This window comes from Microbulbifer elongatus (assembly GCF_020524885.1).
GTDB classification, from domain to species: Bacteria; Pseudomonadota; Gammaproteobacteria; order Pseudomonadales; family Cellvibrionaceae; genus Microbulbifer; species Microbulbifer elongatus_A.
In genome coordinates, this window is sequence record NZ_JAIVKJ010000001.1 from 95,563 (window position 1) to 122,070 (window position 26,508).

Sequence of the window (26,508 nt, forward strand, 5' to 3'; positions counted from 1 at the left end):
GAAAGTCTTAAGTTTGCCTTAATTTAGCCCCCGTAGACTGTCCATATCCGATATCCCCCAAGGAGAAAAGGAAATGGCAGTGGATGTCCGCTTGCAGTCTGCGATTCCGCCCAGATCACCGTCCGGTGAAGCTGGCGGCTGTTGGAGTGCCTTTAATCTTGAGCAGAATTCCCCAGTAGAACATCGCTTTGAGAGTGCGCAGGGGCGTGACCGTGAAGCCGCGCCCATCACCTTTCAGCTTTGTGGCACTGACCAGCGCGAGCGCATGGCGGTGGAAGGCTACATCTCCGCGCAGTTCCAGCAGGTTTATGGTGCGCGCTTGCGGCATTTCATGCCGTGGCTGCTGTCCTACGGCAAAGGGCAGAAGATGCACGGGGTGCTTGGCCTGCGCCGCGCCTCCACTGCGCCATTGTTTCTTGAGCATTATCTCAATGACCCGGTAGAGACGGTGCTCACCAAAAAGGCTGGAGTCCCAGTAGGCCGGGGAGACATCGCCGAAATCGGCAATCTGGTGGCTACCGCCCGCGGTGGCAGCCGGCTGCTGTTCCTGATGCTGGCGGAACTGTTCGCCGCCGCAGATCTCACCTGGGCGATATTCACCGCCACTCCGGAAGTGCAGCACTTGCTGCAGAAACTCACCGACAACCAGCTGGTCCTGTGTCGTGCCGACGGCGCGCGCCTCGGTGATGAATTGGCCGACTGGGGCTCCTACTACAACACCTCCCCGGCGGTGGTCGCGATCAACGTCAGGGCCGAGCGGCAGCGGCTGCTGACACGCCCCCTCATCCGCGAGCTTATGGCGGTGTGCCGTCCCCAGGCCACCGTGCTTGCCCAAAAATTTTTGGAGGCGGGCAAATGAGTGCGACGCTGAACTCGGATTCCCCACTGCTGCACCGACTGCATGCGAACGCAGAATGCTTTCCCGGTCGCGCCGCGCTGCTTGGCGACACCGAGGCATTTACCTATGGCGAATTGTTGCAGGTGGTTACAGGGATTGCCGCGGAGTTGAAAGCACGCAACCTTAATGTGGTCGGCTTGTTCGCGAACAATGGCCCCCGCTGGCTGCTGGTGGATCTGGCGTGCCAGCTGGCCGGGGTGGCTCTGGTGCCGCTGCCGGCCTTCTTTTCCCCGCAGCAGCTGTTGCACACCGTCCGCACCAGTGGGTTGCAGGCATTAATCACAGATTCGCCGGAATATTTTGTCGATACACCGGGGTTCGGCACTGGTGAAGCCTGCGCTGGCATGACACTGCTGCCGTGGGATTTGGCCCAGTTGAAAGCCCTGGATGAGGAAGCGCAACCCGGAAAAAGTCTGCCCGCGGAAACCGCCAAAGTCACTTTCACCTCCGGCTCCACCGGTACTCCCCGGGGCGTTTGTCTCTCTAATCAGACCCAGTTCGCCACGGCTGAGGCTCTGGCAAACAGCCTTGCGCCACTGGGCTGTGCCACCCATCTTTGCCTGTTACCGCTGGCAACCCTGCTGGAAAATGTGGCCGGCGCATACACCTGCTGGCTACTTGGGGGGACGGTACTGGCACCGGGTCTTGAGCGCCTCGGATTCAGCGGCAGCTCGCAATTAGATATGAAACGCCTGTGTGCCTGTATCGATGAACATCAACCCGAAAGCCTGATCCTGTTACCGCAGATTCTGAAATCTTTACTGGAGCAGGTGGACGAGGGCGGCTGGCAACCGCCTGCGAGTCTGCGTTTTGTAGCCGTGGGTGGCGGTAAGGTATCTGCAGACCTGCTGCGCGATGCGTCAGGCCGGGGGCTTCCGGTTTACGAGGGTTACGGTCTCTCCGAATGCGGGTCGGTGGTTGCTTTGAACCTTCCCGGTGACGCGCGTGCGGGCACCGTGGGAAAACCACTGCCGCACTGTGAAATTGCGTTGCGCAATGGTGAGGTGGTAGTGCGCGGGCCGCATTACCTGGGTTATCTGGGCAGTGGGCAGGACGATGACGGCGAGGACACTGGTGACGGGTGGCTCGCCACCGGCGACCTGGGTTCCCGCGACAGCGATGGCTTCCTGCATATCACCGGGCGCAAGAAAAATATCCTGATCAGCTCCTATGGTCGCAACATATCCCCGGAGTGGATTGAGAGCGAGCTGCTGTGCGCACAGTCGCTGCTGCAGTGTGTTGTGGTTGGTGATGCGCGTCCGTATTGCGGCGTACTGGTGCTGCCGCGAGCCGGCAGCGATATTCAGCAAATCGGCGTGTGGATCGATTCTGTGAACCGCACCTTGCCCGACTACGCGCGTATTCGACACTGGGCCCTATTGCCACAGCCTCTCACATTTGCCGATGGCCTGCTAACCGCCAATGGTCGCCCGCGCCGCGAATGTATTGCCGAGCGCTATGCACTGCTGATCGAGCGCCTCTATCAGAACGATCACTTCCAGCCGAACAAGGGCGGTGAACCGAATCAAACCTCCCATTTCGTACCGGTTTCCTCAACCGGTGAACAAACTCCAGGAGTTGCCTGATGAATTTCTTCGACCAATTACAGCGTGAGACCGAGTCCGAGCGCCAGCAGTTACTCAGTGTTCCCCTGATCCAGCGCGGTGCACAGGGCGAAATCACTCTTGAGGAATACGTCGGATTTCTTACCCAGGCCTATCACCACGTTAAACACACGGTGCCGCTGATGATGGCGTGCGGCAGTCGCCTTAACGACAGCCAGGAATGGATTCGGGAGGCTCTCGCGGAATATATCGAGGAAGAAATCGGGCACCAGGAGTGGATCCTGAACGATATTGCAGCCTGCGGCGCCAATGCCGAGGCCGTGCGTCACGGAAAACCGAATTTCGCTACCGAACTGATGGTGTCTTACGCGTACGACACGATTGCCCGCGGCAACCCCCTGGGATTTTTCGGCATGGTGAATGTACTGGAGGGCACCTCTATCCAACTCGCCGATCTGGCAGCAGGTGCCATCAAGGAGTCTCTTGGGCTTCCCGACCGCGCGTTTAGCTACCTGCGCTCTCACGGTGCTCTCGATGTAGGGCATGTGGAATTTTTTCAGGGACTAATGAACCGGATCGAGAGTCCCGAGGACCAGAAAGCCATCGTCCACAGCGCGCGCGCCATTTATCGCCTGTATGCGGATATATTCCGCGAAGTGGACACCCGATCCGCACTGGCAGAGGTCGCGTGAGATGGACGGGAATAGCGATGCGTTGACGATTCTTCTGACCGGCGCGAGTGGTGGTATTGGCAGTGCACTGGCCCATACGCTGGCCACGCGTGGGCACCGGTTATTGCTACAGGGCCGTAACAAAACGGCACTGGAGCAGCTCTGTAACTCACTACCCGGGCAACATCGGCATCAGGTACTGGTCGCGGATCTGTGCAACCGACAGCAGCGTGCGACGCTGGTGAAAACCTGCAGCGACCTCCCCGGTGGTTTGGATGTGCTGATTAACAACGCGGGTATCGCGCGCTTTGCGCTGCTTGCAGACACCGACGATGTCGCCATGCAGTCGATACTGGAAACCAACCTGCTGGTCCCCATGGCGCTCACGCGCGATCTGCTGCCGCTGTTGCAGTGCAGTCATCGCGGTGCCGTGATCAATATCGGTTCTGCCTTCGGCCACATCGGCCACCCCGGATTCAGTATTTATGGCGCCAGTAAATCCGGCCTGCACGGGTTTACCGAAGCGCTGCGCCGCGAACTCGGGGATAGCCAGGTCAAAGTCCATTATCTCGCGCCGCGCGCGGTGGATACCTCCCTCAATACCGAAGCGGTAGTGGGGCTCAATCGCGCACTGGGAAACCGTTCGGATTCACCTCAGCAGGTGGCGCGCCAGTGTGTCGCCCTGCTCGAGGGCAGGCGCAGTGCGCGCCGTTTTATGGGCTGGCCCGAGCGCCTGTTTATCAAGGTCAATGCGCTGCTGCCGTTCCTGGTGGACACCGCACTGGTCAAAAAAATGCCGGTCATTCGCCGGTTCGCGGAGCAAAACCAAGTTCACGGAGATATGCCATGATGACCCACCCGATTTACGGCAAAGGATGCATTGTTACCGGGCTGCGCAGTTTGTTGTTTTTAATGGTCAGTGTGCTGGCCGTGCCAACCTTTGCGCAGACTGCGGAACAGCAAGTGCACGCTCTTCAGCAGCAGTGGGCTGAAATCCAATATCATGTGCCGGAAAAACAACGCGCGGACGAGTTCGCCGCGCTGGTAGAGAAAGCGAGCGCCTTGAGTGCCCGCTATCCGAATAATCCCGCGGTGTGGACATGGAGTGGCATTATTCGCGCATCCCATGCTGGTGCAAAAGGGGGGCTCGGTGCATTGCCAATTGTGAAAGCGGCAAAGGCGGACCTGGAGCGGGCCATCGCCCTGGATGGCAGTGTCCTGGATGGCGCGGCCTATACCAGTCTCGGTTCGCTCTATTACCAGGTTCCCGGTTGGCCCATCGGCTTTGGGGATGATAAAAAGGCACAGACCCTGCTGTTGAAGGGACTGGAATATGGCGCCAGCGACATGGATGCCAACTACTTTTACGCGGACTATCTTTTCCAGCAGAAGGACTATGCCCAGGCACTGACCTATGCCGACCGCGCGGAGCACGGTCCCGCAGACCCGGATCGTCCGCTGGCTCGTGAAGGGCGCCTGGGCCAGATAAAGCGACTGCAGGTAAAAATCCGGCATAAACTCGATTGATCCCTAGCCTGACTGGGTCCGGGTCACAAGGAAAAACAGCGGATCAGTATGCGGATACTGTTGATTGAAGACGATCTGTCACTGGCGCAAGGCATTGCCACGGCTTTGCGTCACGCCGGTTATGCAGTCGATCACACGCCTTCCGGCAGTAAGGGCGTTGCACTGGTTGCGGCGTCCGAGCCGGACCTGCTGGTCCTCGACCTGGGCCTGCCGGATATGGACGGGTTGGCCGTGCTGAAAGCACTGCGCAGCCAGCAGAGAAAAATTCCAGTACTGATCCTCACCGCCCGCGACGATTTACCGTCTAAGGTGCAGGGACTGGATGCGGGGGCCGATGACTACCTGACCAAACCGTTTGCGGTCGATGAATTACTGGCGCGCCTGCGCGCTTTGGAGCGGCGCGGCAGTGTGGGTGGCTCTGCAGAAGTGGTGATTGGCGACGTGACCATCAATCTTGCAACTCACTCGGTCCTGCACGGGGGCAACCCGGTGCGCCTTTCACGCCGTGAGTTCAGCTTATTGCGTGCGCTGGCAGAGCGTCCCGGCCACATTCTCAGTCGCGAGCAGCTGGAAGACAAGCTTTACAGCTGGGGCGAATCTGTCGCCAGTAACACGGTGGATGTACACATTCACAACCTGCGTAAAAAAATCAGTCCCGATCTTATCCAGAATATTCGCGGCGTCGGTTACAAGCTGGGGCCCACGCGTTGAAGTCCATTCGTATTTTTCTGTTGATCGCGTTGCTGTCGACCATCACTCTGGTCAACTTTATTGCCGCCTTACACGGCTACCGCGCCAGTATGGCAGAGGCGGAACGCCTGTTTGATCGCCAGGTTATCGGTACCGCACTATTGCTGGCCGCCATTCCTGTTAACGAGCGTGCGCCATTGGTCGTGAAGGAAAATGACCAGCTCGCCTTTCAGGTCTGGTCTCGCGATGGAAAATTGTTGATGCGCTCCGACAATGCGCCGACCGATCCCATCGGCGACGCATCGGATGGATTTGCCGAGAGTAACTTTTCCGGCTTTCGTTGGCGCGTCTACAGTCATGCTGCGGACGACGGCCGTTCAATCCGTGTCGCCGAGCGGGTCGACTTGCGTTTTCGCCTCGCGGACGAGGTGGTTTTGCAGTCGGTGGTGCCGATTCTGCTCGGGCTGCCCGTTGCTGGCCTGTTGATCTGGCTGGTGATCGGCCGCGGCCTGGCCAGTCTGCGGCAATTGACGGGGGAGTTGCGCCGCAAGCGTGCGGAGGACCTGACTCCGCTGGCACTGGCATCGCCGCCGGAGGAGCTCTTGCCGCTGGTAGATTCCACCAATGCGCTGCTTGAACGTTTGCAGGCCTCCTTTGATCGGGAGCGGCGCTTCTCCGCCGATGCCGCGCACGAGCTGCGCACACCGATTGCCGCCATTCAGGTACATGCGGACAATCTGGCGAATTCATTGGAGCACAGCGGGGCAGAGGCGCCGGATTCCCTGTGGCAGCTACAGCAGAGTATTGAGCGCATGGCCCACCTGGTGGAACAGATGCTCAACCTGTTCCGGATGACGCCAGAGCACTACCCGGCGCGCTTCGAGTCCATCGACCTGCATCGCATGGCGAGGGATGTAGTCGCTAAACTCTATCCCGCATTTGCACGACGCGAACAGGAAATAGAGCTACGCGGCCAGGCGGCCTTTATTCAGGGCGATCGGTTTGCACTGGTGTTGCTGTTGCAAAACTTGCTGAACAACGCGTGTAAATACACTCCCGAGGGCGGACGTATCACGGTCGCTGTAAATCAGCGGGAAAAGTGCGTTGAGCTGGAGGTTTGTGATTCGGGCCCGGGGATTCCCGCGGATGCGCGCGAACGGGTCTTCGAGCGCTTTTATCGGGTGGGTGGCGATCGGCATGAAAGTCGTGTGCCCGGTTGTGGGCTTGGACTTTCCATCGTGCATCACATCGCCGAGTTGCATCGGGCGCGGATAACACTCGGCACATCGCCGCTGGGAAATGCGCAGTTGCCGGGGTTGATGGTGACGGTGTGCCTCCCTTTACCCGCGACGGATGTGCCAGGGCGCAATGCAAAAGTCCGTTTAGAAACGAACTCGGAAAAGAATCAAGATGAAAGCCGGCGTGCGTAATCTCGTTACCATTTTTATCGCCATGCTGCTTACTGTGCTGCTTCCTGTGCTACCAGTGCAGGCTGCGCGCCCGGAATTGCAGATTGAAATCCGCGATCACCTGTTCTATCCGTCGGTCGTTAAAGTGCCTGCCAATACCAAGATCAAGCTGGTGGTGATCAACCGCGATCCGACACCAGAAGAGTTCGAAAGCTATGAGCTTAACCGCGAAAAAGTGATCATGGGGGGGCAAAAGGCCATCATCTTTATCGGTCCGCTGGCGCCCGGTGTTTATCCATTCTTCGGTGAGTTTAACCCGAAGACGGCACAGGGCAAGGTGATTGCGGAATGACGGTACGGGGGAATACATCATGTTATTGACCAGCGTCATTCTGGTACTGCGCGAAGTACTCGAAGCGGCGCTTTTGCTCAGTATTCTGCTTGCAATGAGTCAGTATACCGGGCTGGCTGCGCGCTGGATCCTGATGGCGCTGGCGGGTGGAATTCTTGGTTCCATCGCCTACGGGGCTAGTATCGGCACTGTTTCGGAAATGTTTGAGGGCATGGGGCAGGAGTTACTGAACGCGGCGATGCAGTTTGTCATATACGGGCTGCTGTTGGTGATCGGCATGCTGCTGATCTGGAATCGCGACGGCAAACAGCAGTATCTGAAGCTGCTGCAATGGTGCATGGCGCTGGCTGTTGCCCTGGCTACCCTGCGTGAAGGGTCGGAAGTTTACGTGTACATGATCGCGTTTCGGCACCAGATCGATTCGCTGCAGAGTGTCATGCTGGGTGCGCTAATCGGCGCCGGTATCGGCTTCAGTATTGGTGCACTGTTTTACTATCTGCTGGTGGGGCTGGCGCGAAAGCGCCGTTTAGTAGTTGCGCTGGTACTGCTCACTCTGGTGGCGGCGGGGTTGTGCCTGCAGGCTACCCAGTTACTGGAGCAGGCAGACTGGCTGCCCGCGGGCCCGCCGCTGTGGGATAGCTCTGCGCTGTTACCGGAAAATTCACTGGTGGGCCAGCTGTGTTATGCCCTGCTGGGTTACGAAGCCTCACCCACGCTGCTGGCGGTAAGTGCTTACCTCGGCGGCCTGATGTTGATGGCATTGCTGCTGTGGGCAACCTGGATGAAAACGCCTTCGGAATCGGGAAGAGAAGTCTCCAATGAGTTTGCATAGCGCTACAAGGCTAATACCCCGATTAACACCAAAGCTGGCCTTAAAATTTGTAACCCGCTTTGCACTTTTCCTGCCTGGCCTGCCGGCATTGGCGGATGGCAATCTGGTGGATCGGGTTTACGATCCCTACGTGGATGCTCTGGAAACGGAAATCGAGTGGCGCGCCGTTGGTGCGCGTGATTCGGATGAGCCTGAGCTGGATGGCTTGTGGCAGCACAGACTGGGGGTTGGCTACGGTTTCAGTGATCGCTGGTTTGGCGAAGTGTATGCCATCGGTGAGAAGCAACCGCAGGACGATTTCGAGGTGGAGGCTGTAGAGCTTGAGGCCAAGTGGCAGTTGACGGAGCAGGGTGAGTACGCCGCGGACTGGGGAATGTTGTTTGAGCTCGAACGTGAGTTCTCGGCGAACCAGTGGGAAGCCGCGGCAACACTGATCACCGCCCGGGATTGGGGCCGCTGGACAGGCTCCGCGAACCTCGCACTCGAGTACGAGTGGGGGCGAGTCAGCGAGGAGTTTGAAACCGAGCTGCGTGCTCAGGCCCGTTATCGATTATCCCCGCACTTTGAACCGGCGCTGGAATTCTACGCGGCGGAAGATCTGCTTGGCATAGGCCCGGTGGCAGTGGGCAGTTGGCGTCTCGATGGTGGGCGACAATTGCGCTGGGAGGTTGGGGTGATCCAGGGGCTTACAAGCGAGAGCCCGGACCAGACATTGCGATTGCTTTTGGAATACGAATTTTTCTAAGACGTTCAACAAACCGGCGGCAAAAGGCCGCCGGTGTACAGGGAAGTAAATCCAGGTTATTCGTTGGTCGGCAGATTCTGTAACGCCGCTTTCAGCTCGCGCAGTTTCTCCTTCACGCGCGCTGCATTGTCCGGGCCGATGCGGATCATCAGCTTGTGCAGGCCGGGCATCTTTTCCAGTTTTTCATCTTCAAACTTGTAATACACCGTTGGGCGCACGAGCTTGATGGGGCCCTCGATTTCCGGTGCGGCAAGGGCCTGGTCGATGGCCGCGAGCACGGCTGCGTGGAAGTTCTTGTTCTTCAGTCCCAGTTCGCCGTAGGCCTGTTTCAGGCGCGGGTACCAGAACTGGTAGAGATTTACCGCGGTGTCGGTGTCCACCATGGCGAACAGGCGTACCGGCTGTTCATAGCGCTGGTAGTTCTCCTGTGACAGCACATAGACTTTCTGGCCGTCCTGTCTTGTTTCCAGTTCCTTGACCGCGAGCTTGCCGTCCACATTGGTGAACGGGCGGTTCTTATGCATCAGGTCGCCTTTGGTGGCCGTATTTACGGCGGCTACCCATTTGCGCACCACTTCATCGGGGACGATCCATTTGGCGAGGGCACCGTCGGAAGAGAGGCTGATGATGTCTTTGCGGGCTTCGCTGTCACTGTTGTTAAGCGCGGGAAGCTGGCGAGGGGGATCTTCCGGTTCTGCGGGCTCCGGGGCGGGGGGGATTACCGGTTCATCCTCAGGCTCATCGAGGTCGACACTGGGTGTTTCCGGCGCGGCTTCGGGTGCAGGGGCGGGGATTTCGGGCTCGGCGCTATCCCGCACCGCGAACCAGTAGATGCCGAATATTACCGCTGCCGCAACCAGCAGGGCGATCAGCCAATCTTTGATGCCACCCATCTGCAAATCCTCCCGTTGAGTCCCGCGCACAGAATCTGGCGCCTCAAAAATCAGTGTAAACCACTGACTGTGAAGTCTAGGACAGTAACAGGTCGGGAAGGTTTCGCCTATAGCGGTGGCCAAGAGGGCTGAGCTTGAGGGGAGTTGAAGACGGCGGGAGAAGTCGGGGGCGCGATTGCGCCCCCGGTATCGGATGTGAAAGTCGGTGAGAGACTATTAGTGGGTGACTATTAGTGAACGACTTTCAGAATCTGGCCGGACAGCGGAGCCATCTTCACAGAGACGGTGGCCGTCTGATCATCGGCGACAACCATCTCTACAGACGCACTATCCAGCTGGTTAGTAAGGGTGTACTTACCGGCATCCAGCTCCCAGGCCGCGATCAGCGCCTTTGGCAGGTGCAGGGACGATACAACTGCGCTGTCGGCGAAGTTGGTGACAACTAGCAGGCGGTCGTCGCCTTCCCAGCGCGCGAAGCTGTACTGCTGCTCGCCGTATTCTTTGCCGTGCTCGCGATTGTGGCGGTGCAGGTCCATAAACTCACCGCCAAGCGCCGGACTCTGGCGGGCGAAATTGAGCAGGGTGCGGTAAGTTTCGCGCAGGGCCTTCTCGCTGTTGCTGAGTTGCTCGCTATTGTACTGGCCACCGTTAACCCAGCGTCGAACAGTGGGCACTGACCAGTAGTCGAAGATGGTGGTGCGGCTGGCCTTGCCGAAGCCCGCATCGCCCGCACCGGGTTCACCCAGTTCCTGGCCGAAGTACACCAGTGCCGGAGCGCCGCTGATAGTGGCGGAGACGATCATGGCGGGGACGCCCGCCTGCGGGTTGCCGGCAAATTCCGGGCTGGCAATACGCTGCTCGTCATGGTTTTCCATAAAGCGCAGCATATTGTCTTCGATACCGTCCAGGCTCTGCTGGATGTCCACCAGCGGGTCGGTACCGGCCTTGCCTTCCATTACCGCGCGAATAGCGTCATAGGTGCCGACCTTGTCGTAGAGATAATCCATCTTGCCCAGGTGCACGTAATCGCGATACAGGTCCGGCTGATAGATTTCTGCCAGCAACAGGGCGTTCGGTTTCTGCATCTTGATGCTGGAGTTGAGGTAACTCCAGAACTCCACCGGCACCATGCCGGCCATATCGTAGCGGAAACCATCGACACCGAAGTCGAGCCAGTAGTCGGTGATCTGACGGAATTTCTTCCAGCTGTCCGGTACATCTTTGTCTGCCCAGAAGGCCGCGTGCGCGCGGAAGTCTTTCTGTGCAAATTCCTTTGGCAGTGCCGGGAAGTCGTGGCTGCCGTCCGGGCGCACACCAAAATTAATTTTGACGGTCTCGTACCAGTCGCCCTGCGCGGGCTGCGGCGCGCGGCTGCCGTTACCGGTCCACTTGGCCGGAACCTCGGCAAACTCGCCATCGATCAGCGCGTGTGCTTCACCGTTCAGCGGCTGGTAACCATCGTCTGCCACCGGTACCTGGAAGGGCTCGCCGGGAACATAGTAAAAATTGTTGTCGCGGGCGTAGGCCACGCTGCTGTCATCGTCGGCGCCGAAGTCGCGCACACCTTCCGGCTTGGCGAGGGACTGGTAATTGCGCGCAACGTGGTTGGGCACGATGTCGATGATGACCTTGAGCCCGGCCTCGTGAGAGCGCTCGATCAGCGCCTTGAATTCCTGCAGGCGTTCCGCAGGGTTCTCGGCCAGGTCCGGGTTTACGCTGTAGTAATCCTTGACCGCGTAGGGAGAACCGGCGCGGCCCTTGATTACATCCGGATCGTCATTGGCGATGCCAAAGTCGGTGTAGTCGCGCACCACCGCGTGGTGCAGGGAGCCGGTATACCAGATGTAGTTGGCACCCAGCGCGCGGATTTCCTGTAAGGCCTTGGGGGTAAAGTCGTTGAACTTGCCTACGCCATTTTCTTCGATGGTGCCCCAGGGCTTGTTGGTGTCATTGGTGTTACCGAACAGGCGCGGCAATACCTGGTAGATCACGGGCTTGCCGTCGGTGGCATTCGCCACCGGTGCCGGCTTCTGGTCTTGCGGGGCTTCAACCTTGCTCTCACAGGCCGTCAGTGCGCTGGTGGCGATGGCGGAAGCCAGCAGTAGTCGTGCAATTTTTTTCATAATTCGATATTCGTTTTTACTGTCGCTGGATTATTGGGTAACGGTCAGGCTCTGGCTTTTTTCCGCCCAGTTGAACTTCACGTGCAGCGTCTTGTTGCGCTTGTCGTACCAGGCGGTGTTTGCGGCGAGCTCCTTGCTGCGACGCACCAGCGCAATCGACTGTCCACCTGCGGCTACTTCCGCAGGCGCCTGCTCCCAGTTGTGTAGCACCAGCTCTACGGTGCGGCTCTCGGGCGCGCCGGTATAACCGTTGCCTTCGCGGTCAAAGCTGAACTGGATACCGGTTTCTTTGCGCTCGCCGGCAAACAGCAGTTTCTGGTACTGCCCTTTGGCGAAGGCATTCGCGGTAACACCGTCATCCTCGTACACGTAGCCGTTGGACTGCTTTGCCGACTCGTGGGCGTAGTAATCCAGGCGCAGGTTCGCGCTGGAATATTCGCGGGTGGTCTTCATGTCCTGGACGGTGGGAATAAAGGCACCGGCGCGTACCAGCACCGGGATGGTTTCCAGGTCCACTTCTACCCGTGCCAGGTCGCCGCCGTACTGGTTGTCGTTCCAGTAATCGAACCAGATGCCGCCGGGCAGCTGTACCGAGACCTCGTCGGTATCTGCTTTGGTGACCGGGGCTACCAGGAAGTCGTTACCCCACAGGTAGGCGTCCTTGTTGTCCATCAGCGCCAGTGCATTTTCATTTTCGAAAAACAGCGGGCGCATCAGCGGCATGCCAGTCTGGCTGTTTTCAAAGGCCAGGGTGTAGTTGTAGGGCAGCAGACGGTAACGCAGTTTGATGAACTCGCGGGTGATGTTGCGGGTCTTGCGGTCGTGGAATACCGGCTCCGGGGCGATATGTTCCTGCGCGTGCGGGCGGTATACCGGCTGGAATACGCCGTATTGCAGCCAGCGGATATACAGCTCGCGGTCGAACTCTTCACCGCCGGCAAAGCCGCCGAGGTCGGAGTGGGTGTAACCGAAGCCCAGCAGGCCCATCTGCAAAGACAGCTCCACCTGCGGCTGCAGGCCGCCCCATTCACGGGAGACGTCGCCGGTCCAGGGGATCATGCCGAAACGCTGTGAGCCGGGGAAGCCCGAACGCATCATGATGAACGGGCGCTGCTCCGGGCTATCGGCCTTTTCGTTGTCGAACAGCATCTGCGCCCAGCGGTGGCCATAGGCGTTGTGGATTTCATCGGCGCTGCCTACGGTATGAATGGTGTCTGCGGGGTGTACCTCTGGTTCCCCCAGGTCGCCCCACCAGCCGGACACGCCCTGTTCTTTCAGGTCTTTATAGATATTCCAGAACCAGTCGCGGCCGTCTTCGGAAAATACGTCGATCAGACCGGTGTTGCCGAAATAGAAATCAAACTGCTTGGGCTTGCCGGCAACGTTTTTCGCCAGCGCATTGCTGGCAACGGCATTGTCCCAGCGCTCGGAAGTGGAGAGTACAAACGGCTCGGTGACCAGGATGGTATTGATGCCGTCTTCGCGGAGATCCGCCATCATCTCCACCGGGGTGGGGAAGGCATTCTTGTCCCACGCCAGGTTGCCCATGTGCCCCTTGATGTCGGGGCCGAACCAGTAGAGGTCCAGTACCAGCGCATCCAGCGGGAAGTCTTCCTCGCGGAACTTTGCCACTACATCGCGCACTTCCTGCTCGGAGCGGTAGCCGAAGCGTGAGGCAAAGTTACCCAGTGCCCAGCGCGGCGGCATCGGCTGGCGGCCGGTGACGTCGACATAGTTTTCAATCAGCTGTGGATAACTTTCACCCGCCACCACAATGTAGCTGGTGCGCCCGGCTACGGCTTCGAACTGCAGGACGTTCTCTTCGCTGGCGCCCAGGTCCATAAAGCCACTGGCGCTGTTGTCGAACAGCAGCACATATTTGTTGCTGCTCATCACCGCCGGCAGACTGAAGTACATCTGCTCGGATTCGGTGGTGTAGCCGTAGTGTGCCTTGTTGTACAGCGGCAGGCGGTGACCGCGACGGTCCATGCCGACTACGCGCTGACCGCCACCGATCAGCTTTTCATCTTCCGCCAGATTGAAGCGGAAGCCGCGCAGGGTCTGGTTGGCGAAGAAACCGTGCTCCTCGCTCAGCAGCCGCTCGCCATTGCGCAGGTATTCGATGGCAAAAGGGGATTTGTGAATGACGGCGGTCAGCTCGCCGAGGGAATAGCGCAGCGCATCGTGGGAAACGCTCAGCTGCGCCTGTACATCGGCACGCAGCTGGTCCGCACGGGCGAAGGAGGGCAATTGCTTCATGCCCTCGCGCTGATAGTGCACTTCCAGGGAGGCCTGGTTGAGCGGTGTCAGGGTGACCTGGCTGTCGCTGGTCTCGATGACCAGTTTGTCACCGAGCAGCTGGTGGCTCTGGTAACTGCGTGCGGATTCAGAGAGTGAGTCCGCAACTGCAGGTTGCAGTGCGGTCGCCAGCAGCGTGGCCAGCCCGAGTTTCTTAAATAGCCTTTTAGGCTTATTTGTCATGATGTCTTTCATCGTCGCTTACTTCTGTTTTTAAAATATTTCGGTAACCAGCACATCGCCAGGAGGGATAACTAGTTCATTGAGCGTATTGGATTGGCCATTGGTGATGTCCGTCGCGGTGGATTTACCCCCCAGAATTTCCGAGAGATGCGTGAGCGGCAGTTCACGCGGCCTATCGCTCTTGTTGATTGCTACCATCACCGTGTCTTTTTCGTCATAGCGGAAATACACATACAGGCCGTCGATCGGCGCAAAGTGTGTGAGTTCTCCGTTGTGAAGAACTTCCTTGTCTTTGCGCCAGTTGAACAGGGTGCGCACAAACTGCTGTGCCTGTTTTTGTTCGATACTCAGGCCCTTACCGGTAAATGCGTTTACCTTGTCGCCGGCCCAGCCGCCGGGGAAGTCACTGCGTACCACACCATCGTCGCGGCGCTTGGGGCTTTTCGCCAGAATTTCATCGCCGTAGTAGAACTGCGGAATACCGCGCATGGTGGCGATGTAGGCCACCGCCATACGGAACTTGCCCAGGTCTTCATCCAGTTGGCTGTAGAGGCGACTCATATCGTGGTTGCCGCCAAGGATCACCAGATTGTTGGGATCGGGGTAGAGCACATCATTCGCCAGTGACTCGTACAGGGTGACTAGACCGGTGCTCCAGGTCTCCGGTTTTTCCAGTCCATCGCGCAGTCCGTAGAGCAGGGGGAAGTCCATCATGCTTGGCACATGGGAGATGTAGCCGTTGCGGTTTTTGTTGCCCGCTTGCCAGTAAGCCACCAGTGCCGCCTGTCGGGTCCATTCCTCGCCGACGATATTGAAGTTCGGATACTCCTGCATCAGTCGCGCTGACCAGTTGGTAAGAAAGTCCGCGTCGGAATACGCGTAGGTGTCCACACGAATACCGGACAGGTCGGCGTACTCCACCCACCAGATCGCGTTCTGGATCAGGTAGTTGGCCATACGCGGGTTACGCTGGTTGGGGTCTGGCATGGAGTCCACAAACCAGCCGTCGGTAAACAGCTGGTGGTCCTTGTGACTGGCGTAGGGGTCCATATGCACGGTGCGGGCGTGGTTGGTGTACTCGTACTCGCCTGTTTCGATGCCCTTGCCGTTCAGCCAGTCACCGCTCGGCAGGTCCGCGAGCCACCAGTGCCCGTCGCCAATATGATTGGGCACCATGTCCTGGATAACGCCGATGCCTTTTTCTTTCGCCGCCGCCACGAACGCTTTGAAGCTCGCGTTGCTGCCGTAACGGGGGTCGATACGATAGAAGTCCGTGGCTGAATAACCATGGTAGGAGTATTGAGGCTGGTCGTTTTCGATCAGCGGGTTCGGCCAGATCTGGGTGAAGCCCATATCGGCGATGTAATCGAGGTGCACCTGCATACCCGCGATATCACCGCCGTGACGGCCGTTCGGGTCGGTACGGTCGGCCTCTTCTTTTGTGTCTGCTGTGCTGTCGTTGGCGGGCTCGCCGTTGGCGAAGCGGTCCGGGGTGATCAGGTAAATGGTATCGCTGCTGTCAAACCCCTGACGTTCCGCGGATCCCGAGCGGCGGGGGGCCAGTACATAATCGATACTCTGCCGCCAGTCGTCTCCGCGCAGTTCGAGTGTGAGGGTTCCGGGTTGAGTGCTCGTGGCGATATTCAGGTTGATAAACAGGTAATTGGGATTCTGTTCTCGCTCAGTGCCGGTGACTGTGACCCCGGGGTACTCAACGTGTACCCTGGCATCCGCGAGATCCTGGCCGTAAACCATCAGTTGCAGGTTCGGCTCTGCCATCCGGGTCCACCAGAAGGGCGGCTCTACTTTACTGATGGACGGGACCGAGCTAGACACGGCGCCCTGGCAGCTGCCGCTGATAGCGAGGAATAGCGTAAACAGCAGGCCGGAAGGTTTGGACATAGCGGGCACCTGGTCGTACGGGTGAATGGGGTACGGTGTTCTTTTTTACCTCTTCGCACCATTTTGCCCGCTCCGCTCAGAGCTGTTATCCCCCTCGGTCGAGGGGGAGGAAAGTGTGGGGAGAAACAAGTTGTGACCGGGTGGTCGGTAGGTGTGTGCCCGTGAACAGGTTACCGGTGCTGGTCGATCAGGATCGGGTTGCCATCTGGGTCTTCGATCACGATGCTGCCGGGGCCGGACTCGCTGGTGGCATCGTCGCTGACGATCTTGATGCCGCGTTTCACCAGCTCGTCGCGCAGTGCCCTGACGTCGGTGAATTCCCCGGTGTTCTGTGCAGGCTGGTCCCAGCCGGGGTTGAAGGTGAGCATGTTCTTCTCGAACATCCCCTGAAACAGCCCGATGACATGCTCGCCGTTCTTCAGAATCGTCCATCCTTGCCCGCAGTCGCCGCCCAGTGACTCAAATCCGAGGCTTTCGTAAAACTTCTTGGAGGCTTCGATATCCTTTACCGCGAGGCTGATTGAAAATGCACCCAAATCCATGCCGTTCTCCTTTTCCTGGCTGGTGATTGGCCTGTCGCGACCCAGTATCCACCACCGTATGCTAGAGTGCCACTCCCTATCTACCCCCCTGCAGAGCTTGCCCCATGAAACCCTGGATAGAACTCGGAACCGCCCAGATCCCCAACGATGGCGGCACCCTCACATTGCGCCAGCGCGATCAGGAGTTCTCCATTTCACTGTCCGGCCCCCGCGGGGAGCTGATGAACAGCCGCCGGTTCAACAGTGAGCAGCAGCTATCTGTACTGGGCTGCGCCCACCTGAAAAATCACAAGAATGCGCGCGTGCTGGTGGGCGGTATGGGCATGGGCTACACCCTGGCCGCAGCACTCGACGCTTTGCCGCCCAGCGCTCACGTCATTGTCGCGGACCTGATCCCGGAAGTGGTGGAGTGGAACCGTGGGCCGCTGGGTGAGTGCGCCGGTCGCCCGCTGGACGACACGCGCGTGGGGGTGCACATTGGCGATGTGGGCGAGCTGCTGGTAAATCGCCGCGAGGAGTACGACGCCGTACTACTGGACGTGGACAACGGCCCCGAGGGCCTGACCCAGAGCGATAACAACTGGCTGTACTCCATTGACGGCACCAGCAGCATCTATAAAAGCCTCACCTCGGGAGGCGTGCTCGCCGTCTGGTCGGCATCACCCGATACGGTGTATGCCAACCGCCTGAAGAAGGCTGGATTTCAGGTTGATGTTAAAACCGTGCGTGAAAGGCCGGGGAAGGGCGCGCGGCACGCAATCTTTCTGGCCAAGAAAACAGCCAGGCGATAATTGCACTGCGGAGAGGGTGGGCGATGCTATGTATACCCAACTATGCCCTGGTCGCTACACCCATCAATACTTGCATGGAGCCGATAGAAAACGCTTCCGACACTTCTACGGTCGAAAGCCCGGCATTCGAGTAGGCTTCAATAATCTCTTCCTTGGTAAAGCCTCGATCATCTTCATCTGTTGAGCGCAGCCAGTCCCACTGCACGAATGTGCCGCCTTCTCTCAATAGGGCTTTCAGGTCAAGTAGCGCCTGTCCATAGTCTGGCAGGAATGCACATACCGACGAAGCGACAATCAAGTCAAACCCGGTACGAAAAGCCGGGTTGTCCTTAGCTGAACTCTCCGAGAGATCCAGAGCCATTGGCGTGATATTGGGGATCTTCTTGGCTTTCAGAACATCAATCATTTTCGGTGATGTGTCTACTGCCACAACCGAAGCTGCGGTGTCCGCAATTTTCTGTGCGAGCTGCCCGGTACCACAGCCAAAATCTAAAACGGTTAACCCCTCGGGTTTAATGAACTTTTTCAGCGAAAGAAAGGCCTTCTCGGAATGTTCGGCCACGTCTGCATTCGAGTCCCACTCTTCAGCGTACTCGTCCCAACTATCGCTCATCGTACTTACTCAATGTTGACTATCTAACTGTGCTTTTCGTTACTGGTAGCCTCACCTTGCGAGGTTCTCAGAACCGGAGCTTCCGGCGTGCCCTTTATAGCTGATCGTGCCATATGTGTGATCAGGTCTTCACTTTTCCCCTCGTGTGACTAGCCACTGCTGCCGCCCCGGTCGAGCCTACGACGGCACCGGCAAAGATCTTCACGAGATCGATATAGCCTGAAACATCCGGCACCGGTTCCCCTTCTTCAGCAGCAATAGAGATTCCGAAAGCAATACAGCCGAACACAATGGCAAGTAGCGCCGAAATCAGGGTCACCGCCGACAATTGAGACAGAATACTTGCTCTCCACGAGTGCTGGTGCTCACCCGGAAAGCGTTTGCCCGGCGCATACTCCTTGGCTGCTTCCGAGAGTGCCGCTGCCTTGGTGAGTTCATAATCCGCATCAAGCAACAGTTCATTCGCCCTGGCGACGATTTTCTCGCGGATCTCAAAGAGGTGCTCGTTCAGCCAGAGATCATCATCGAGCTTTGAGTCCGTTTGGTTTCGCAAGCCTGTAGCTTCAGTCATTTTTGTTGGTATCCATTTTCTTCATTTTTGTGTTGGCAGTCGCTTCGCATCACCGTTTCTGCTTTTTCAGAAAGTAGTGATACCTGCGTCTCAATGTTTTTCACAATCGATGGTCAAGCTTGCTCTTCCTGCGTGGCCTCTAAATGTGCCGTCCTTCGTCGGTAGCTCTCTTCAAATGCTACTACTGCTGCGAGCAATCCAGCCAAAATAACTCCAAATGCTCCGTAGAAAATAAACGAAAGTGTATATGAGGCAGAGAAACCTAGAAGCATTGCAGGAACAATGCAAATCGGCACTAGGACAAGAACAGCAATTGAAATGAAATGCAAAATATTTGCGACTATCAGTAGCGGCTGAAGGTTTACGGTTTTTAGATTTTTATAACTGAACATTTTCCTTTCCTTGGTTTGTCGCATCCGAAATATAACGTTGCCATAACCAGCCGCCGGAGCGCAGCGTAGGCTGTCCGGCGCCGAAAGGCACGAAGTTCATGGCCTTGTTATAGCGATTTCTGCAGGGCCCAAAGGTTAAGGCTGTCCATAACCGCTTTGCCTGCTCCATCTGCACTTGGATAGATCCGTGCTCCCGTAAAACCTATTGATCCACAAAGCTCTTGTAGCCTTACAGACTCTTTTACTGGAACAGTAATCTTCAACAGTGGAGTTTCAGGTAGATTTCCAAATTCATCCTCGAGCCCCTTAACGGTGAAGTTTTCACCTCTTAAACCATTATGAGGATGAACAGTAAATAGTCCAGACTGAGCAGATAGATGTGGGCTAATTGAGCCAGGAACCTCAACCACCCTGACGCCTTTATACAAGCTAATTCGCTCAATATTTAGCGCCCAAATTGCCAGGCGATCTGACTCTCTCCATTGCTTCCATTGAGATATCGCAGAACTAGACGCGAAATATACGGCTGCATAAGGAATTTTTGTCCAATCCAGAAGCCTAGTTGGAACACCATGATGTTGGGCTAGTGCCATGACCTCCAGTAGTTCTTCATTTGGCCAGCGCTCGGGTCTCATAAAATACCAATCTTGATTTTTTGTGGTTAGCGCTGTTTCCCTAAAATAGCAAGAATCGTTTGGTATTCGAATACCTATTTGATCGCAGTATTCTGCAAAAATCTCAAGTATGCGAAGCTCAGAAAAGACCTGATTGTCTGCTGTAACATTACGTCCCCACATTGTAGATGCCGGTGACAATTCACCTCCTCTGAGTATCGAGGGAAGCAATTCCCATTAAGCGTCGGCTTGTCCCCTATAAATTACTTTATTGGGCGGCATGAAGAATTCTTTAGTTGGACTCAGTGCGTCCCAAAGCTCATCCGCAGAGTCAAATGTAACTTCTCTAAAACGTGAGTGATTCACTATTGCCATTCGCTGCTATAACGCCTCAATCAGCCGGCGCGTTAGCGGTCAGCTGCATTGATTTGCTAGAATTAATTGGTTGGCAATACTGCCTCGCTTCGGGACACGTAATGTCTATGTAATCCTTCTCGATTCCTTGTGAAAACCAGATAAACCGATACTCCGCCTGGTGGGAGTACCTTGATCGCTTAATAAGAAATGCGTCGCGCGATTGCACACCCACAAATTTTTCGTACTCCTTACTCCACTCTTCAGGATTAGAAAAAGTGTCAGGGGGCGCAACTGACTGATCAATAAATTTCTTGACGGAAATATCGTCTCGATAAGAGCACAGGCCTTCGAATCCACCGACAAAGCCAGCGATATGAGACGAGATGCAATTAGCAAATCCTAGTGAGTTTGTAATACGGAAGCCATACTCTGTTCTGAATTTTGCTTCGAGTGATCGACTTTCTACAGTTGTGGCGCAGAGCACATAGGCTTCTTGGCCATTTATAGCAGAAATGGCATGTGATCCCGTTGGTGTAGTTATTTGCGCAGACACTCTACCCTCAAAGGGATCTCCAAACTCTTCATCGGGATTGTTTCTAAATCGCCTGAACGAGGGAATCCTTAATTTTCCATGTTCAAAGAATTCATCTACGTATTGTTTTTCCATATAACGCGTGAGATTCGGAGTTCTTATACCCCAAGGCCTCGCGAAATGAGTTTATATTTCGTTCATGGTTATGATGTCTATAATTCTAAGGCTCAGCGCAGGCGGAGCCAGCGCGGAGCACCATTTGTGTTAATGTTTTAGCGCCAGCGGGGAACACAAAAGGTGCGTAGCGTTGGCTGTCACTCTGCCGCTGCTTGTTAAGCATATTCGCGGGCATGATTAAGTGTCCGACGATTTTTTTAGGTATGCAAACCCAATACCGTGGACATCCTCAAATTGGATTTTGCCACGATGCTTGCCTACGAGCTCCATAGCGTCAAGCCAAGAATTGGCAGATACTATATTGTGATCGAGATATTTTGTACCGCCCTTCCAATCCCTATTAATTGAATCTCGAGCGGGCTGACAATACGAAACCAAATCACTCCACTCAATTTCAATTTTTACATCAAGGTCATAGCGTTGGAGGAAAGGACTGGAATGTCCATCTCCGCTCTCACTACGGCGCGTTAGCAACCACCATTGAGTTCCACCCTGATCTTGAAAAGAAAGGCATAGCGAACCACCATCCCTTAACATTTCACAGTCATCTAACAAGGAAATAGCTGGATTCATATTTGCTTAACGCCCGCACAAGGTAAGACATCCCGGAGAAGCCCGAAGGGTTGTAGCATACTGCCTGCGTTTGTTATATTTTTTTACACAGGAGGCTAAATTCAGCAACGTCCCACTTTTTCAGGCTCTCGAGAAATAACTTACACGGAATCTCATTATTGGTTAACTCTAAGTAATCGCCGGGTCTCAAAAATTTCATTTCATTATTTAAAGATAAATATACATCCTCACCCTGCACCTTTCTAACTGCTAAGACATATTTTGCGTCGAACAGCTTAACGTGCTCTTTATCTTTTAATGAAAAGCTGCTATTCGAAGAAAACATAGAATTTGTTTGAGATTCCAACATTTTAATTCTATTTTCTTGCGACTCACTGTTGGACTCTAGGTTTTGTATGGTTTCTTCCTGTTTGGAAATTCTCTCAATTAAAGATTTTCTTTCCTGTAATTTAGAAAGGGTTTCCTTAAGTTCAGATGTTGCTATTGCTGCATCTTTAGCGAGGCTTTCTAAGCCAACATCATTAAGGGATTTAAAGGCTGAAATCTGATCCTTTAAGAGATTCACTTGCTCGCTTTTAATGTATACGACAACCCCAGAAGCAAGAGTAGCCGATGTAATAATGGCTCCAGCTAATTGCGACAATGAAAATTGCATTTAAACTCTCAGTAAATATAACGCCTCAAACAGCCGCGTGCGATAGCACGTCGGCTTGCTTTGAATTGTTATGCGCTTTCACTTTTCCACTACCGCATTCCGTGACTCAGCTATTTTACTCTTGAGCTGCTGAGCATACTGGCAAGCTTGATTTTCCGCATCAAGCTTGCACACTGAATCCAAAACTTCTAACGCAAGAGTATCGTTCTTATTAAAACCTTTACCTTCGTGTAGAAGCAGTCCGTACATTACGCAACCCCAAACATCATCTTTCGAGCAGGTTAGTTTGAATGTGGAAGAGTAGCATTTTTGCTTTGATTCAGCTTCGAATCGCATCAATCCTGCCGCTCGATTAGTACATGCAATTGTGAGACCCTGCTTACATGCTTTAGCATAGAGAAGCTCAGGATAAAGCTCCAAGATCCCTCTCTCTTGCAGCACACTCCCCAAACCGAAGCAGAAATTAGGATCACCACCTTCACATTTAGATAAGCAATCACCTTTTCTTTCTCGGCAATACGAAATTCGATCTTTAAAAACAAAATCCGATTTACTATACAATTCCGAGGGACAAATATCCTTTAGCCTACCCATTTCTTCATTCAGGCTAAGTTTTTGTAAAATCTCTATGTCCGAACTATCCGCAAAAACAACATTTCCCAAAAGAAAAATAAAGATTGGCAATATCGATCGCATTACATTTCCTTATGTTGACGAATAACAGTTTATTCAAAAGCCCCAGATATAGACATTATGTCTACATCTAGACAGTTATCGCCATATCTGGACATTATGCCTAGATATAGGTATGGGAGATATGGCTATATATGGGCATCTCCCTTAACAATATTTTTAACCCAAGGAGCAAGTATTGGCCGCCTTCGACTTGTGCTGGCGCCATCTAAGTGACACCTAAATATTCAAGCGAAGGTTCCCTTCGATTTCCTCAATCAGCGATCCAGGCACCTCAAACTCATTAGCCAAGCTCGTCCACCTCGAAACCTCTTCAATCACCCCATTCACAATTCCATCGATCTTTTTTCTGGAAAACAGCGGGCTGATTTTCTCCAGGCTGTAGAGGTCCTCGCGGGTAAAGTCTTCGCGCTTGCCGTTCAGGCTCATCCAGTGGCTGTTTACCCAGCGGCTTCCGGGTTTGTAGCTGTAGGCGAGGTCGTAGGCCGGGGCCAGTTGCCAGGTTTTATCGGTCAGCTGGAAGGCGAAGTTTTTGGCGTGGTCGTCGTGATTGCGTGCGACGATATTGAATACCATGCGGCGGAACAGTTGCTCTGCCTCCAGGGCGCTGAGTTTCAGTTGGCGGGCGACGGCGAAGAGTTCGCTGTAGGAGAAGGAGCCGGGGGATTTGTAATCCACATGTGCGATGCCGTTTAAGGTCTGGATGTGGATTTTGTCGTTGCCGCGGCGGTCGAAGCGCTCGGTGACAAAGTGCCGGCGGTTGCCCTCGCGCAGCAGGTGGCAGGGCATCATGTCGATGCCGCAGTTGGTGGCCATCTCGTTGTAGACGTATTCCATGGCACCGAAGCCCATGGGGTCACCGAAGGTTTCCTGTCCTTTGCTGTGCTCACTCACACCGTCGAACTTCATCAGGTAGTGGGTGAATCCTTCGGGCACGTCGGTCTGCCCGGAGCGCACATGGGTGAAGTCGCTATTAAAGGCGAGTACGGCCTTGGGGCGCGCGCCGCCGGCGCTCATGCCGACAGACATCAGGGCCATCATGGCTTCGCGGTTGTCTTCGCCGGTCTTATCTAGATGCACGCGGAACCCGGCGCGGCTATCGAGAACCTCCTGGGCGATGGCCACCAGTTCGTCGATGGCGATGTCCTGAGTGGCATTGAGTTTTTTGATGCGGGTCGCGGGGCTGTATTCGAGGGCGCCCATGCCGCGCTTGCCGGTGTACTGGAGCCGCTGCAGGGGCGTGATGTCCGCCGGGTTTCTGCCCTGGCTGGCCATCCAGGCATTGAGTACGGCGTTGCCGAAGTCGTCCGGCAGGGAGTCGGCGATCAGGCCGGGGAGTCCGTGGAAGGTTCCATGGCTCAGCCCGGGAAAGGAGTAGATGCGCTTTGCCAGGGGCATTTTCAGGGGGGAGAGTTCGATGCCGCTGTGGATAAAGTCGGGCTCGTACTCAAAGGCACCGATACCGGTGTTGGTGTCGAAGCTGACGGCGCCGGCAGTTTTGCCCTTGTAGTGGACTTCGATGGCCTGCATCACCATTCCGGGGTCTCCTCCTGGTCGTCTTTAGCCTGGCTGCCCTCGCTGGAGCGCTGGCCCGATGCCCTCTGGCGCTGTTTGCCCTGTAGCTTGGCTAGTTGTAGCGGGGAGGGGGGCTGCGGTGGCAGGAAGTGGTCGAGTTGCGCGGTGAGGTCCAGCGCCTGGAGTATGGCGACCAGGGCTTCCAGCTGGGTCTTGCCCTTTTCCGCATTCAGCACCGTCTTGCGGCTGACGCCTGCGCGCTCCGCCACCTCCAGCTGTGTGAGGTCCCGGTTCAGGCGCGCCTGCTTGAGCCGCTGGCCCAGCTCTTCGGCAATGGCGAGAGGGGATTGTGCTTTGTAGTCCATAAAGTCCTTTAAATGGGATTTTCAGGCACTTCTCAAGGATTATGTCCCAATTGTGGGACTTTGTTAAGCTGGTTTTTAATGTGCAGTATTTGGTACTTTAAGGCGATTTAACACTTTAAAGTCCTAAATTTTTAACTCTGTGGCGTGGCTAGATTACTTGTTAGACCTTTTGGTCAAAACCTGAAAGAGGCATTACTCCAGCCGCTGGCGGTTATTTCTACCTTCCTGTCTAATCACCTATCTGGATTCCCTTGTGGCCTGGCGCCCGCGTCTGCCAGACGCTGCCTATTTCTCAGCCCCCGCCGGGGAGGATGGCCAGACTTGCCGTGGCTGACAGAATTCACCCATAACCAGAGCGCTGCAATTCGGTAGGACGAATGGACGTCTGCGAATACAGTGCCCAGTGCCAACAATAACCAGGTGGTCACAGCGATGAAACAACAGCCCAAACTTCCTTTCTGGCAGGTGTGGAATGTCAGTCTCGGCTTTCTCGGGGTGCAGTTCGGCTTTGCCCTGCAGAATGCCAATGCCAGCCGGATCCTGTCGGATCTGGGTGCAGACCTGCACTCACTTTCCCTGTTCTGGATCGTGGCGCCCTTGATGGGGCTGATCGTGCAGCCGATCGTCGGCTCCGCTTCGGACCGCACCTGGAACCGCTTTGGTCGTCGCAACCCCTACATTCTGTTCGGTGCCATTGCTGCGGCTCTGGGTATGGCGTTTATGCCCAATGCGGGCATTGTGGTGGCGTTCGTTGCCCCGATCCTGTTTGGCGGTGTGATGCTGGCGCTGATGGATGCGGCCTTCAATGTCACCATGCAGCCGTTCCGCGCGTTGGTGTCGGATATGGTCCCTTCCGAGCAGCGTACTGTGGGCTACTCGGTGCAATCCCTGCTGATCAATATCGGTGCGGTGATGGGCTCCATGCTGCCGTTCATCCTGACCAACGTCATCGGCCTGGATAACACGTCCCGCGCGGGCGAGGTGGCACCTTCAGTGATCTGGGCCTTCTATATCGGTGCCTCTGTATTGCTGGGCTCGGTACTGTGGACCGTGTTCCGCACCAAGGAGTACGCGCCCAAGGAATACAATGCGTACAAGGGGATTGATGAAGCGGAGCTGGCGCGTGAGCTGGCGGAGCGCAAGTCAATGTCCCAGCGCCTGGGTGACTTCTTCAAACTGCTGGAAAATATGCCCAAAACCATGCGTCAGCTGGCGGTGGTGCAGTTCTTCTCCTGGTTCTCCCTGTTCATTATGTGGGTCTACACCACCCCGGCGATCACCCAGCATGTGTGGGGCGTCGAGGCCAAGTGGTTCGACTCTGAATACCTGGCCTCCGTGGGCGAAATCCCCGCGCATATTGCCGCTGCCAAAGGTGCCGCTGGTGACTGGGTCGGTATCATCTTTGCCGCCTACTCACTGTTTGCCGCAATCTTCTCCATTGTGCTGGCGCGGGTTGCCCATACCCTGGGCCGCAAGCTTACCTACGCGTTGTCTCTGCTGCTGGGTGGCCTGGGTTACATGAGCTTCGTGCTGTTCCAGGGTGGCGAGGCTACCCAGGTTAACCTGCTGATTACTGAAGTTACTGTACCCAGCGGCGCTATTGGCCTGCTGCTGCCGATGATCGGCGTGGGTATTGCCTGGGCGGCAATCCTGGCGATGCCTTACTCGATCCTGTCCGACTCTCTGCCAGCGAGTAAAACCGGCGTGTACATGGGCATCTTCAACTTCACCATTGCCGCGCCGCAGATCCTGTCCGCACTGGTTGCGGGCCCGATCCTGGCAGCCGTGTTCGACAACCAGGCCATCTACATCATTATGCTGGCCGGTGTGTTCATGGTTTGTGGTGCTATCTCTGTGTTCTTTGTGCGCGAGCACGAAGTCACCCCGGCACCCAACAGCGAGGCCGCCGCGGCCTGATCTGATTGCTGGAATTGATCATTTAACGCCCCGCTCGTCGGGGCTTTTTTGTGCGCGTAATTCAGGCCCATGATTCAGGTGTTGAGCCGCAGGCGATGCAGGGCTGACGAAAC

The 26,508-nt window shown here is 55.9% G+C and carries 26 protein-coding genes; 12 read left to right on the forward strand and 14 right to left on the reverse strand.

Translation table 11 applies throughout. The features are described 5' to 3' along the window. Positions 1 to 73 precede the first annotated feature (73 nt). From LC059_RS00295 to LC059_RS00340, 10 genes are read left to right on the forward strand one after another with little or no spacing between them, the layout of a single operon-like run. A complete protein-coding gene (locus LC059_RS00295; RefSeq protein WP_226701861.1) occupies positions 74 to 859 on the forward strand; it encodes a thermostable hemolysin in 786 nt (261 codons plus the stop codon). After that, positions 856 to 2,484: an AMP-binding protein gene (locus LC059_RS00300; protein WP_226701862.1), complete on the forward strand. Its 1,629-nt coding sequence runs from the start codon at positions 856 to 858 to the stop codon at positions 2,482 to 2,484. The genes LC059_RS00295 and LC059_RS00300 overlap by 4 nt, the downstream gene beginning before the upstream one ends. Then, complete coding sequence (locus LC059_RS00305; protein ID WP_226701863.1) at positions 2,484 to 3,155, forward strand: TenA family transcriptional regulator; 672 nt, start codon at positions 2,484 to 2,486, stop codon at positions 3,153 to 3,155. Before LC059_RS00300 ends, LC059_RS00305 begins: the two co-directional genes overlap by 1 nt. A 1-nt stretch (position 3,156) precedes the next feature. Next, a complete protein-coding gene (locus LC059_RS00310; RefSeq protein ID WP_226701864.1) occupies positions 3,157 to 3,984 on the forward strand; it encodes an SDR family oxidoreductase in 828 nt (275 codons plus the stop codon). Continuing rightward, complete coding sequence (locus LC059_RS00315; RefSeq protein ID WP_226701865.1) at positions 3,981 to 4,661, forward strand: tetratricopeptide repeat protein; 681 nt, start codon at positions 3,981 to 3,983, stop codon at positions 4,659 to 4,661. The genes LC059_RS00310 and LC059_RS00315 overlap by 4 nt, the downstream gene beginning before the upstream one ends. 48 nt (positions 4,662 to 4,709) lie before the next feature. Continuing rightward, positions 4,710 to 5,372, forward strand: a complete 663-nt coding sequence (locus LC059_RS00320) for a response regulator transcription factor (RefSeq protein WP_226701866.1) — start codon at positions 4,710 to 4,712, stop codon at positions 5,370 to 5,372. Next, positions 5,369 to 6,781, forward strand: a complete 1,413-nt coding sequence (locus tag LC059_RS00325; RefSeq protein ID WP_226701867.1) for an ATP-binding protein — start codon at positions 5,369 to 5,371, stop codon at positions 6,779 to 6,781. The genes LC059_RS00320 and LC059_RS00325 overlap by 4 nt, the downstream gene beginning before the upstream one ends. A 22-nt stretch (positions 6,782 to 6,803) precedes the next feature. Then, positions 6,804 to 7,112 carry a cupredoxin domain-containing protein gene (locus tag LC059_RS00330; protein WP_226703157.1) on the forward strand — a complete coding sequence of 103 codons (309 nt, stop codon included), beginning with the start codon at positions 6,804 to 6,806 and terminating at the stop codon, positions 7,110 to 7,112. A gap of 19 nt (positions 7,113 to 7,131) precedes the next feature. Then, positions 7,132 to 7,944: an FTR1 family protein gene (locus LC059_RS00335; RefSeq protein WP_226701868.1), complete on the forward strand. Its 813-nt coding sequence runs from the start codon at positions 7,132 to 7,134 to the stop codon at positions 7,942 to 7,944. Further along, on the forward strand, positions 7,931 to 8,689 hold the full coding sequence (locus LC059_RS00340) for a hypothetical protein (protein ID WP_226701869.1): 759 nt from the start codon (positions 7,931 to 7,933) through the stop codon (positions 8,687 to 8,689). The genes LC059_RS00335 and LC059_RS00340 overlap by 14 nt, the downstream gene beginning before the upstream one ends. 56 nt (positions 8,690 to 8,745) lie before the next feature. On the opposite strand, the gene LC059_RS00345 is transcribed toward LC059_RS00340, so the two are convergent. From LC059_RS00345 to LC059_RS00365, 5 genes are all read right to left on the reverse strand, one after another. After that, positions 8,746 to 9,582: a DUF3014 domain-containing protein gene (locus tag LC059_RS00345; RefSeq protein WP_226701870.1), complete on the reverse strand. Its 837-nt coding sequence runs from the start codon at positions 9,580 to 9,582 to the stop codon at positions 8,746 to 8,748. A 230-nt stretch (positions 9,583 to 9,812) separates the two neighbouring features. After that, on the reverse strand, positions 9,813 to 11,705 hold the full coding sequence (locus LC059_RS00350; RefSeq protein ID WP_226701871.1) for an alpha-amylase family glycosyl hydrolase: 1,893 nt from the start codon (positions 11,703 to 11,705) through the stop codon (positions 9,813 to 9,815). 30 nt (positions 11,706 to 11,735) lie between these two features. Next, on the reverse strand, positions 11,736 to 14,186 hold the full coding sequence (locus LC059_RS00355) for a TIM-barrel domain-containing protein (protein ID WP_226701872.1): 2,451 nt from the start codon (positions 14,184 to 14,186) through the stop codon (positions 11,736 to 11,738). A gap of 30 nt (positions 14,187 to 14,216) precedes the next feature. Then, positions 14,217 to 16,088, reverse strand: a complete 1,872-nt coding sequence (locus tag LC059_RS00360) for a glycoside hydrolase family 13 protein (RefSeq protein ID WP_226701873.1) — start codon at positions 16,086 to 16,088, stop codon at positions 14,217 to 14,219. A gap of 170 nt (positions 16,089 to 16,258) precedes the next feature. Further along, positions 16,259 to 16,630: a VOC family protein gene (locus tag LC059_RS00365; RefSeq protein WP_226701874.1), complete on the reverse strand. Its 372-nt coding sequence runs from the start codon at positions 16,628 to 16,630 to the stop codon at positions 16,259 to 16,261. Between the two features lie 104 nt (positions 16,631 to 16,734). Between LC059_RS00365 and LC059_RS00370 the strand changes: the two genes are divergently transcribed. After that, a complete protein-coding gene (locus LC059_RS00370; RefSeq protein ID WP_226701875.1) occupies positions 16,735 to 17,421 on the forward strand; it encodes a hypothetical protein in 687 nt (228 codons plus the stop codon). Between the two features lie 40 nt (positions 17,422 to 17,461). Here LC059_RS00370 and LC059_RS00375 read toward each other — a convergent pair whose 3' ends face one another. From LC059_RS00375 to LC059_RS00415, 9 genes are all read right to left on the reverse strand, one after another. Beyond that, positions 17,462 to 18,034, reverse strand: a complete 573-nt coding sequence (locus LC059_RS00375; protein ID WP_226701876.1) for a class I SAM-dependent DNA methyltransferase — start codon at positions 18,032 to 18,034, stop codon at positions 17,462 to 17,464. A 121-nt stretch (positions 18,035 to 18,155) separates the two neighbouring features. Then, positions 18,156 to 18,605 carry a hypothetical protein gene (locus LC059_RS00380; RefSeq protein WP_226701877.1) on the reverse strand — a complete coding sequence of 150 codons (450 nt, stop codon included), beginning with the start codon at positions 18,603 to 18,605 and terminating at the stop codon, positions 18,156 to 18,158. 113 nt (positions 18,606 to 18,718) lie between these two features. After that, positions 18,719 to 18,997, reverse strand: a complete 279-nt coding sequence (locus LC059_RS00385; protein WP_226701878.1) for a hypothetical protein — start codon at positions 18,995 to 18,997, stop codon at positions 18,719 to 18,721. 107 nt (positions 18,998 to 19,104) lie between these two features. Then, positions 19,105 to 19,812, reverse strand: a complete 708-nt coding sequence (locus LC059_RS00390; protein ID WP_226701879.1) for an FRG domain-containing protein — start codon at positions 19,810 to 19,812, stop codon at positions 19,105 to 19,107. Between the two features lie 190 nt (positions 19,813 to 20,002). Then, on the reverse strand, positions 20,003 to 20,635 hold the full coding sequence (locus LC059_RS00395; RefSeq protein ID WP_226701880.1) for a hypothetical protein: 633 nt from the start codon (positions 20,633 to 20,635) through the stop codon (positions 20,003 to 20,005). A 688-nt stretch (positions 20,636 to 21,323) separates the two neighbouring features. Next, positions 21,324 to 21,905 (reverse strand): hypothetical protein, encoded by a 582-nt coding sequence (locus tag LC059_RS00400; RefSeq protein WP_226701881.1) that lies wholly within the window; start codon positions 21,903 to 21,905, stop codon positions 21,324 to 21,326. Between the two features lie 78 nt (positions 21,906 to 21,983). After that, entirely contained in the window at positions 21,984 to 22,601 is a 618-nt protein-coding gene (locus tag LC059_RS00405) for a hypothetical protein (protein ID WP_226701882.1), read from the reverse strand. 216 nt (positions 22,602 to 22,817) lie between these two features. Continuing rightward, complete coding sequence (locus LC059_RS00410) at positions 22,818 to 24,134, reverse strand: type II toxin-antitoxin system HipA family toxin (protein ID WP_226701883.1); 1,317 nt, start codon at positions 24,132 to 24,134, stop codon at positions 22,818 to 22,820. Then, the gene (locus tag LC059_RS00415) at positions 24,128 to 24,478 is read right to left on the reverse strand and encodes a helix-turn-helix transcriptional regulator (protein ID WP_226701884.1); all 351 of its coding nucleotides are present in this window, start codon (positions 24,476 to 24,478) and stop codon (positions 24,128 to 24,130) included. The genes LC059_RS00410 and LC059_RS00415 overlap by 7 nt, the downstream gene beginning before the upstream one ends. A gap of 432 nt (positions 24,479 to 24,910) precedes the next feature. On the opposite strand from LC059_RS00415, the gene LC059_RS00420 reads away from it, so the two are divergent. After that, a complete protein-coding gene (locus tag LC059_RS00420) occupies positions 24,911 to 26,395 on the forward strand; it encodes an MFS transporter (protein WP_226701885.1) in 1,485 nt (494 codons plus the stop codon). Positions 26,396 to 26,508 lie beyond the last annotated feature (113 nt).

Bases quoted from the DNA above. Each gene is read 5' to 3' on its own strand.
- LC059_RS00385 (WP_226701878.1), bottom strand. From the start codon at position 18,997: ATGTTCAGTTATAAAAATCTAAAAACCGTAAACCTTCAGCCGCTACTG.
- LC059_RS00315 (WP_226701865.1), top strand. From the start codon at position 3,981: ATGATGACCCACCCGATTTACGGCAAAGGATGCATTGTTACCGGGCTG.
- LC059_RS00420 (WP_226701885.1), top strand. From the start codon at position 24,911: ATGAAACAACAGCCCAAACTTCCTTTCTGGCAGGTGTGGAATGTCAGT.
- LC059_RS00410 (WP_226701883.1), bottom strand. From the start codon at position 24,134: ATGGTGATGCAGGCCATCGAAGTCCACTACAAGGGCAAAACTGCCGGC.
- LC059_RS00400 (WP_226701881.1), bottom strand. From the start codon at position 21,905: ATGCAATTTTCATTGTCGCAATTAGCTGGAGCCATTATTACATCGGCT.
- LC059_RS00300 (WP_226701862.1), top strand. From the start codon at position 856: ATGAGTGCGACGCTGAACTCGGATTCCCCACTGCTGCACCGACTGCAT.
- LC059_RS00305 (WP_226701863.1), top strand. From the start codon at position 2,484: ATGAATTTCTTCGACCAATTACAGCGTGAGACCGAGTCCGAGCGCCAG.
- LC059_RS00355 (WP_226701872.1), bottom strand. From the start codon at position 14,186: ATGACAAATAAGCCTAAAAGGCTATTTAAGAAACTCGGGCTGGCCACG.
- LC059_RS00345 (WP_226701870.1), bottom strand. From the start codon at position 9,582: ATGGGTGGCATCAAAGATTGGCTGATCGCCCTGCTGGTTGCGGCAGCG.
- LC059_RS00330 (WP_226703157.1), top strand. From the start codon at position 6,804: ATGCTGCTTACTGTGCTGCTTCCTGTGCTACCAGTGCAGGCTGCGCGC.
- LC059_RS00310 (WP_226701864.1), top strand. From the start codon at position 3,157: ATGGACGGGAATAGCGATGCGTTGACGATTCTTCTGACCGGCGCGAGT.
- LC059_RS00395 (WP_226701880.1), bottom strand. From the start codon at position 20,635: ATGGAAAAACAATACGTAGATGAATTCTTTGAACATGGAAAATTAAGG.
- LC059_RS00370 (WP_226701875.1), top strand. From the start codon at position 16,735: ATGAAACCCTGGATAGAACTCGGAACCGCCCAGATCCCCAACGATGGC.
- LC059_RS00340 (WP_226701869.1), top strand. From the start codon at position 7,931: ATGAGTTTGCATAGCGCTACAAGGCTAATACCCCGATTAACACCAAAG.
- LC059_RS00365 (WP_226701874.1), bottom strand. From the start codon at position 16,630: ATGGATTTGGGTGCATTTTCAATCAGCCTCGCGGTAAAGGATATCGAA.
- LC059_RS00350 (WP_226701871.1), bottom strand. From the start codon at position 11,705: ATGAAAAAAATTGCACGACTACTGCTGGCTTCCGCCATCGCCACCAGC.
- LC059_RS00405 (WP_226701882.1), bottom strand. From the start codon at position 22,601: ATGCGATCGATATTGCCAATCTTTATTTTTCTTTTGGGAAATGTTGTT.
- LC059_RS00375 (WP_226701876.1), bottom strand. From the start codon at position 18,034: ATGAGCGATAGTTGGGACGAGTACGCTGAAGAGTGGGACTCGAATGCA.
- LC059_RS00380 (WP_226701877.1), bottom strand. From the start codon at position 18,605: ATGACTGAAGCTACAGGCTTGCGAAACCAAACGGACTCAAAGCTCGAT.
- LC059_RS00415 (WP_226701884.1), bottom strand. From the start codon at position 24,478: ATGGACTACAAAGCACAATCCCCTCTCGCCATTGCCGAAGAGCTGGGC.
- LC059_RS00335 (WP_226701868.1), top strand. From the start codon at position 7,132: ATGTTATTGACCAGCGTCATTCTGGTACTGCGCGAAGTACTCGAAGCG.
- LC059_RS00295 (WP_226701861.1), top strand. From the start codon at position 74: ATGGCAGTGGATGTCCGCTTGCAGTCTGCGATTCCGCCCAGATCACCG.
- LC059_RS00320 (WP_226701866.1), top strand. From the start codon at position 4,710: ATGCGGATACTGTTGATTGAAGACGATCTGTCACTGGCGCAAGGCATT.
- LC059_RS00360 (WP_226701873.1), bottom strand. From the start codon at position 16,088: ATGTCCAAACCTTCCGGCCTGCTGTTTACGCTATTCCTCGCTATCAGC.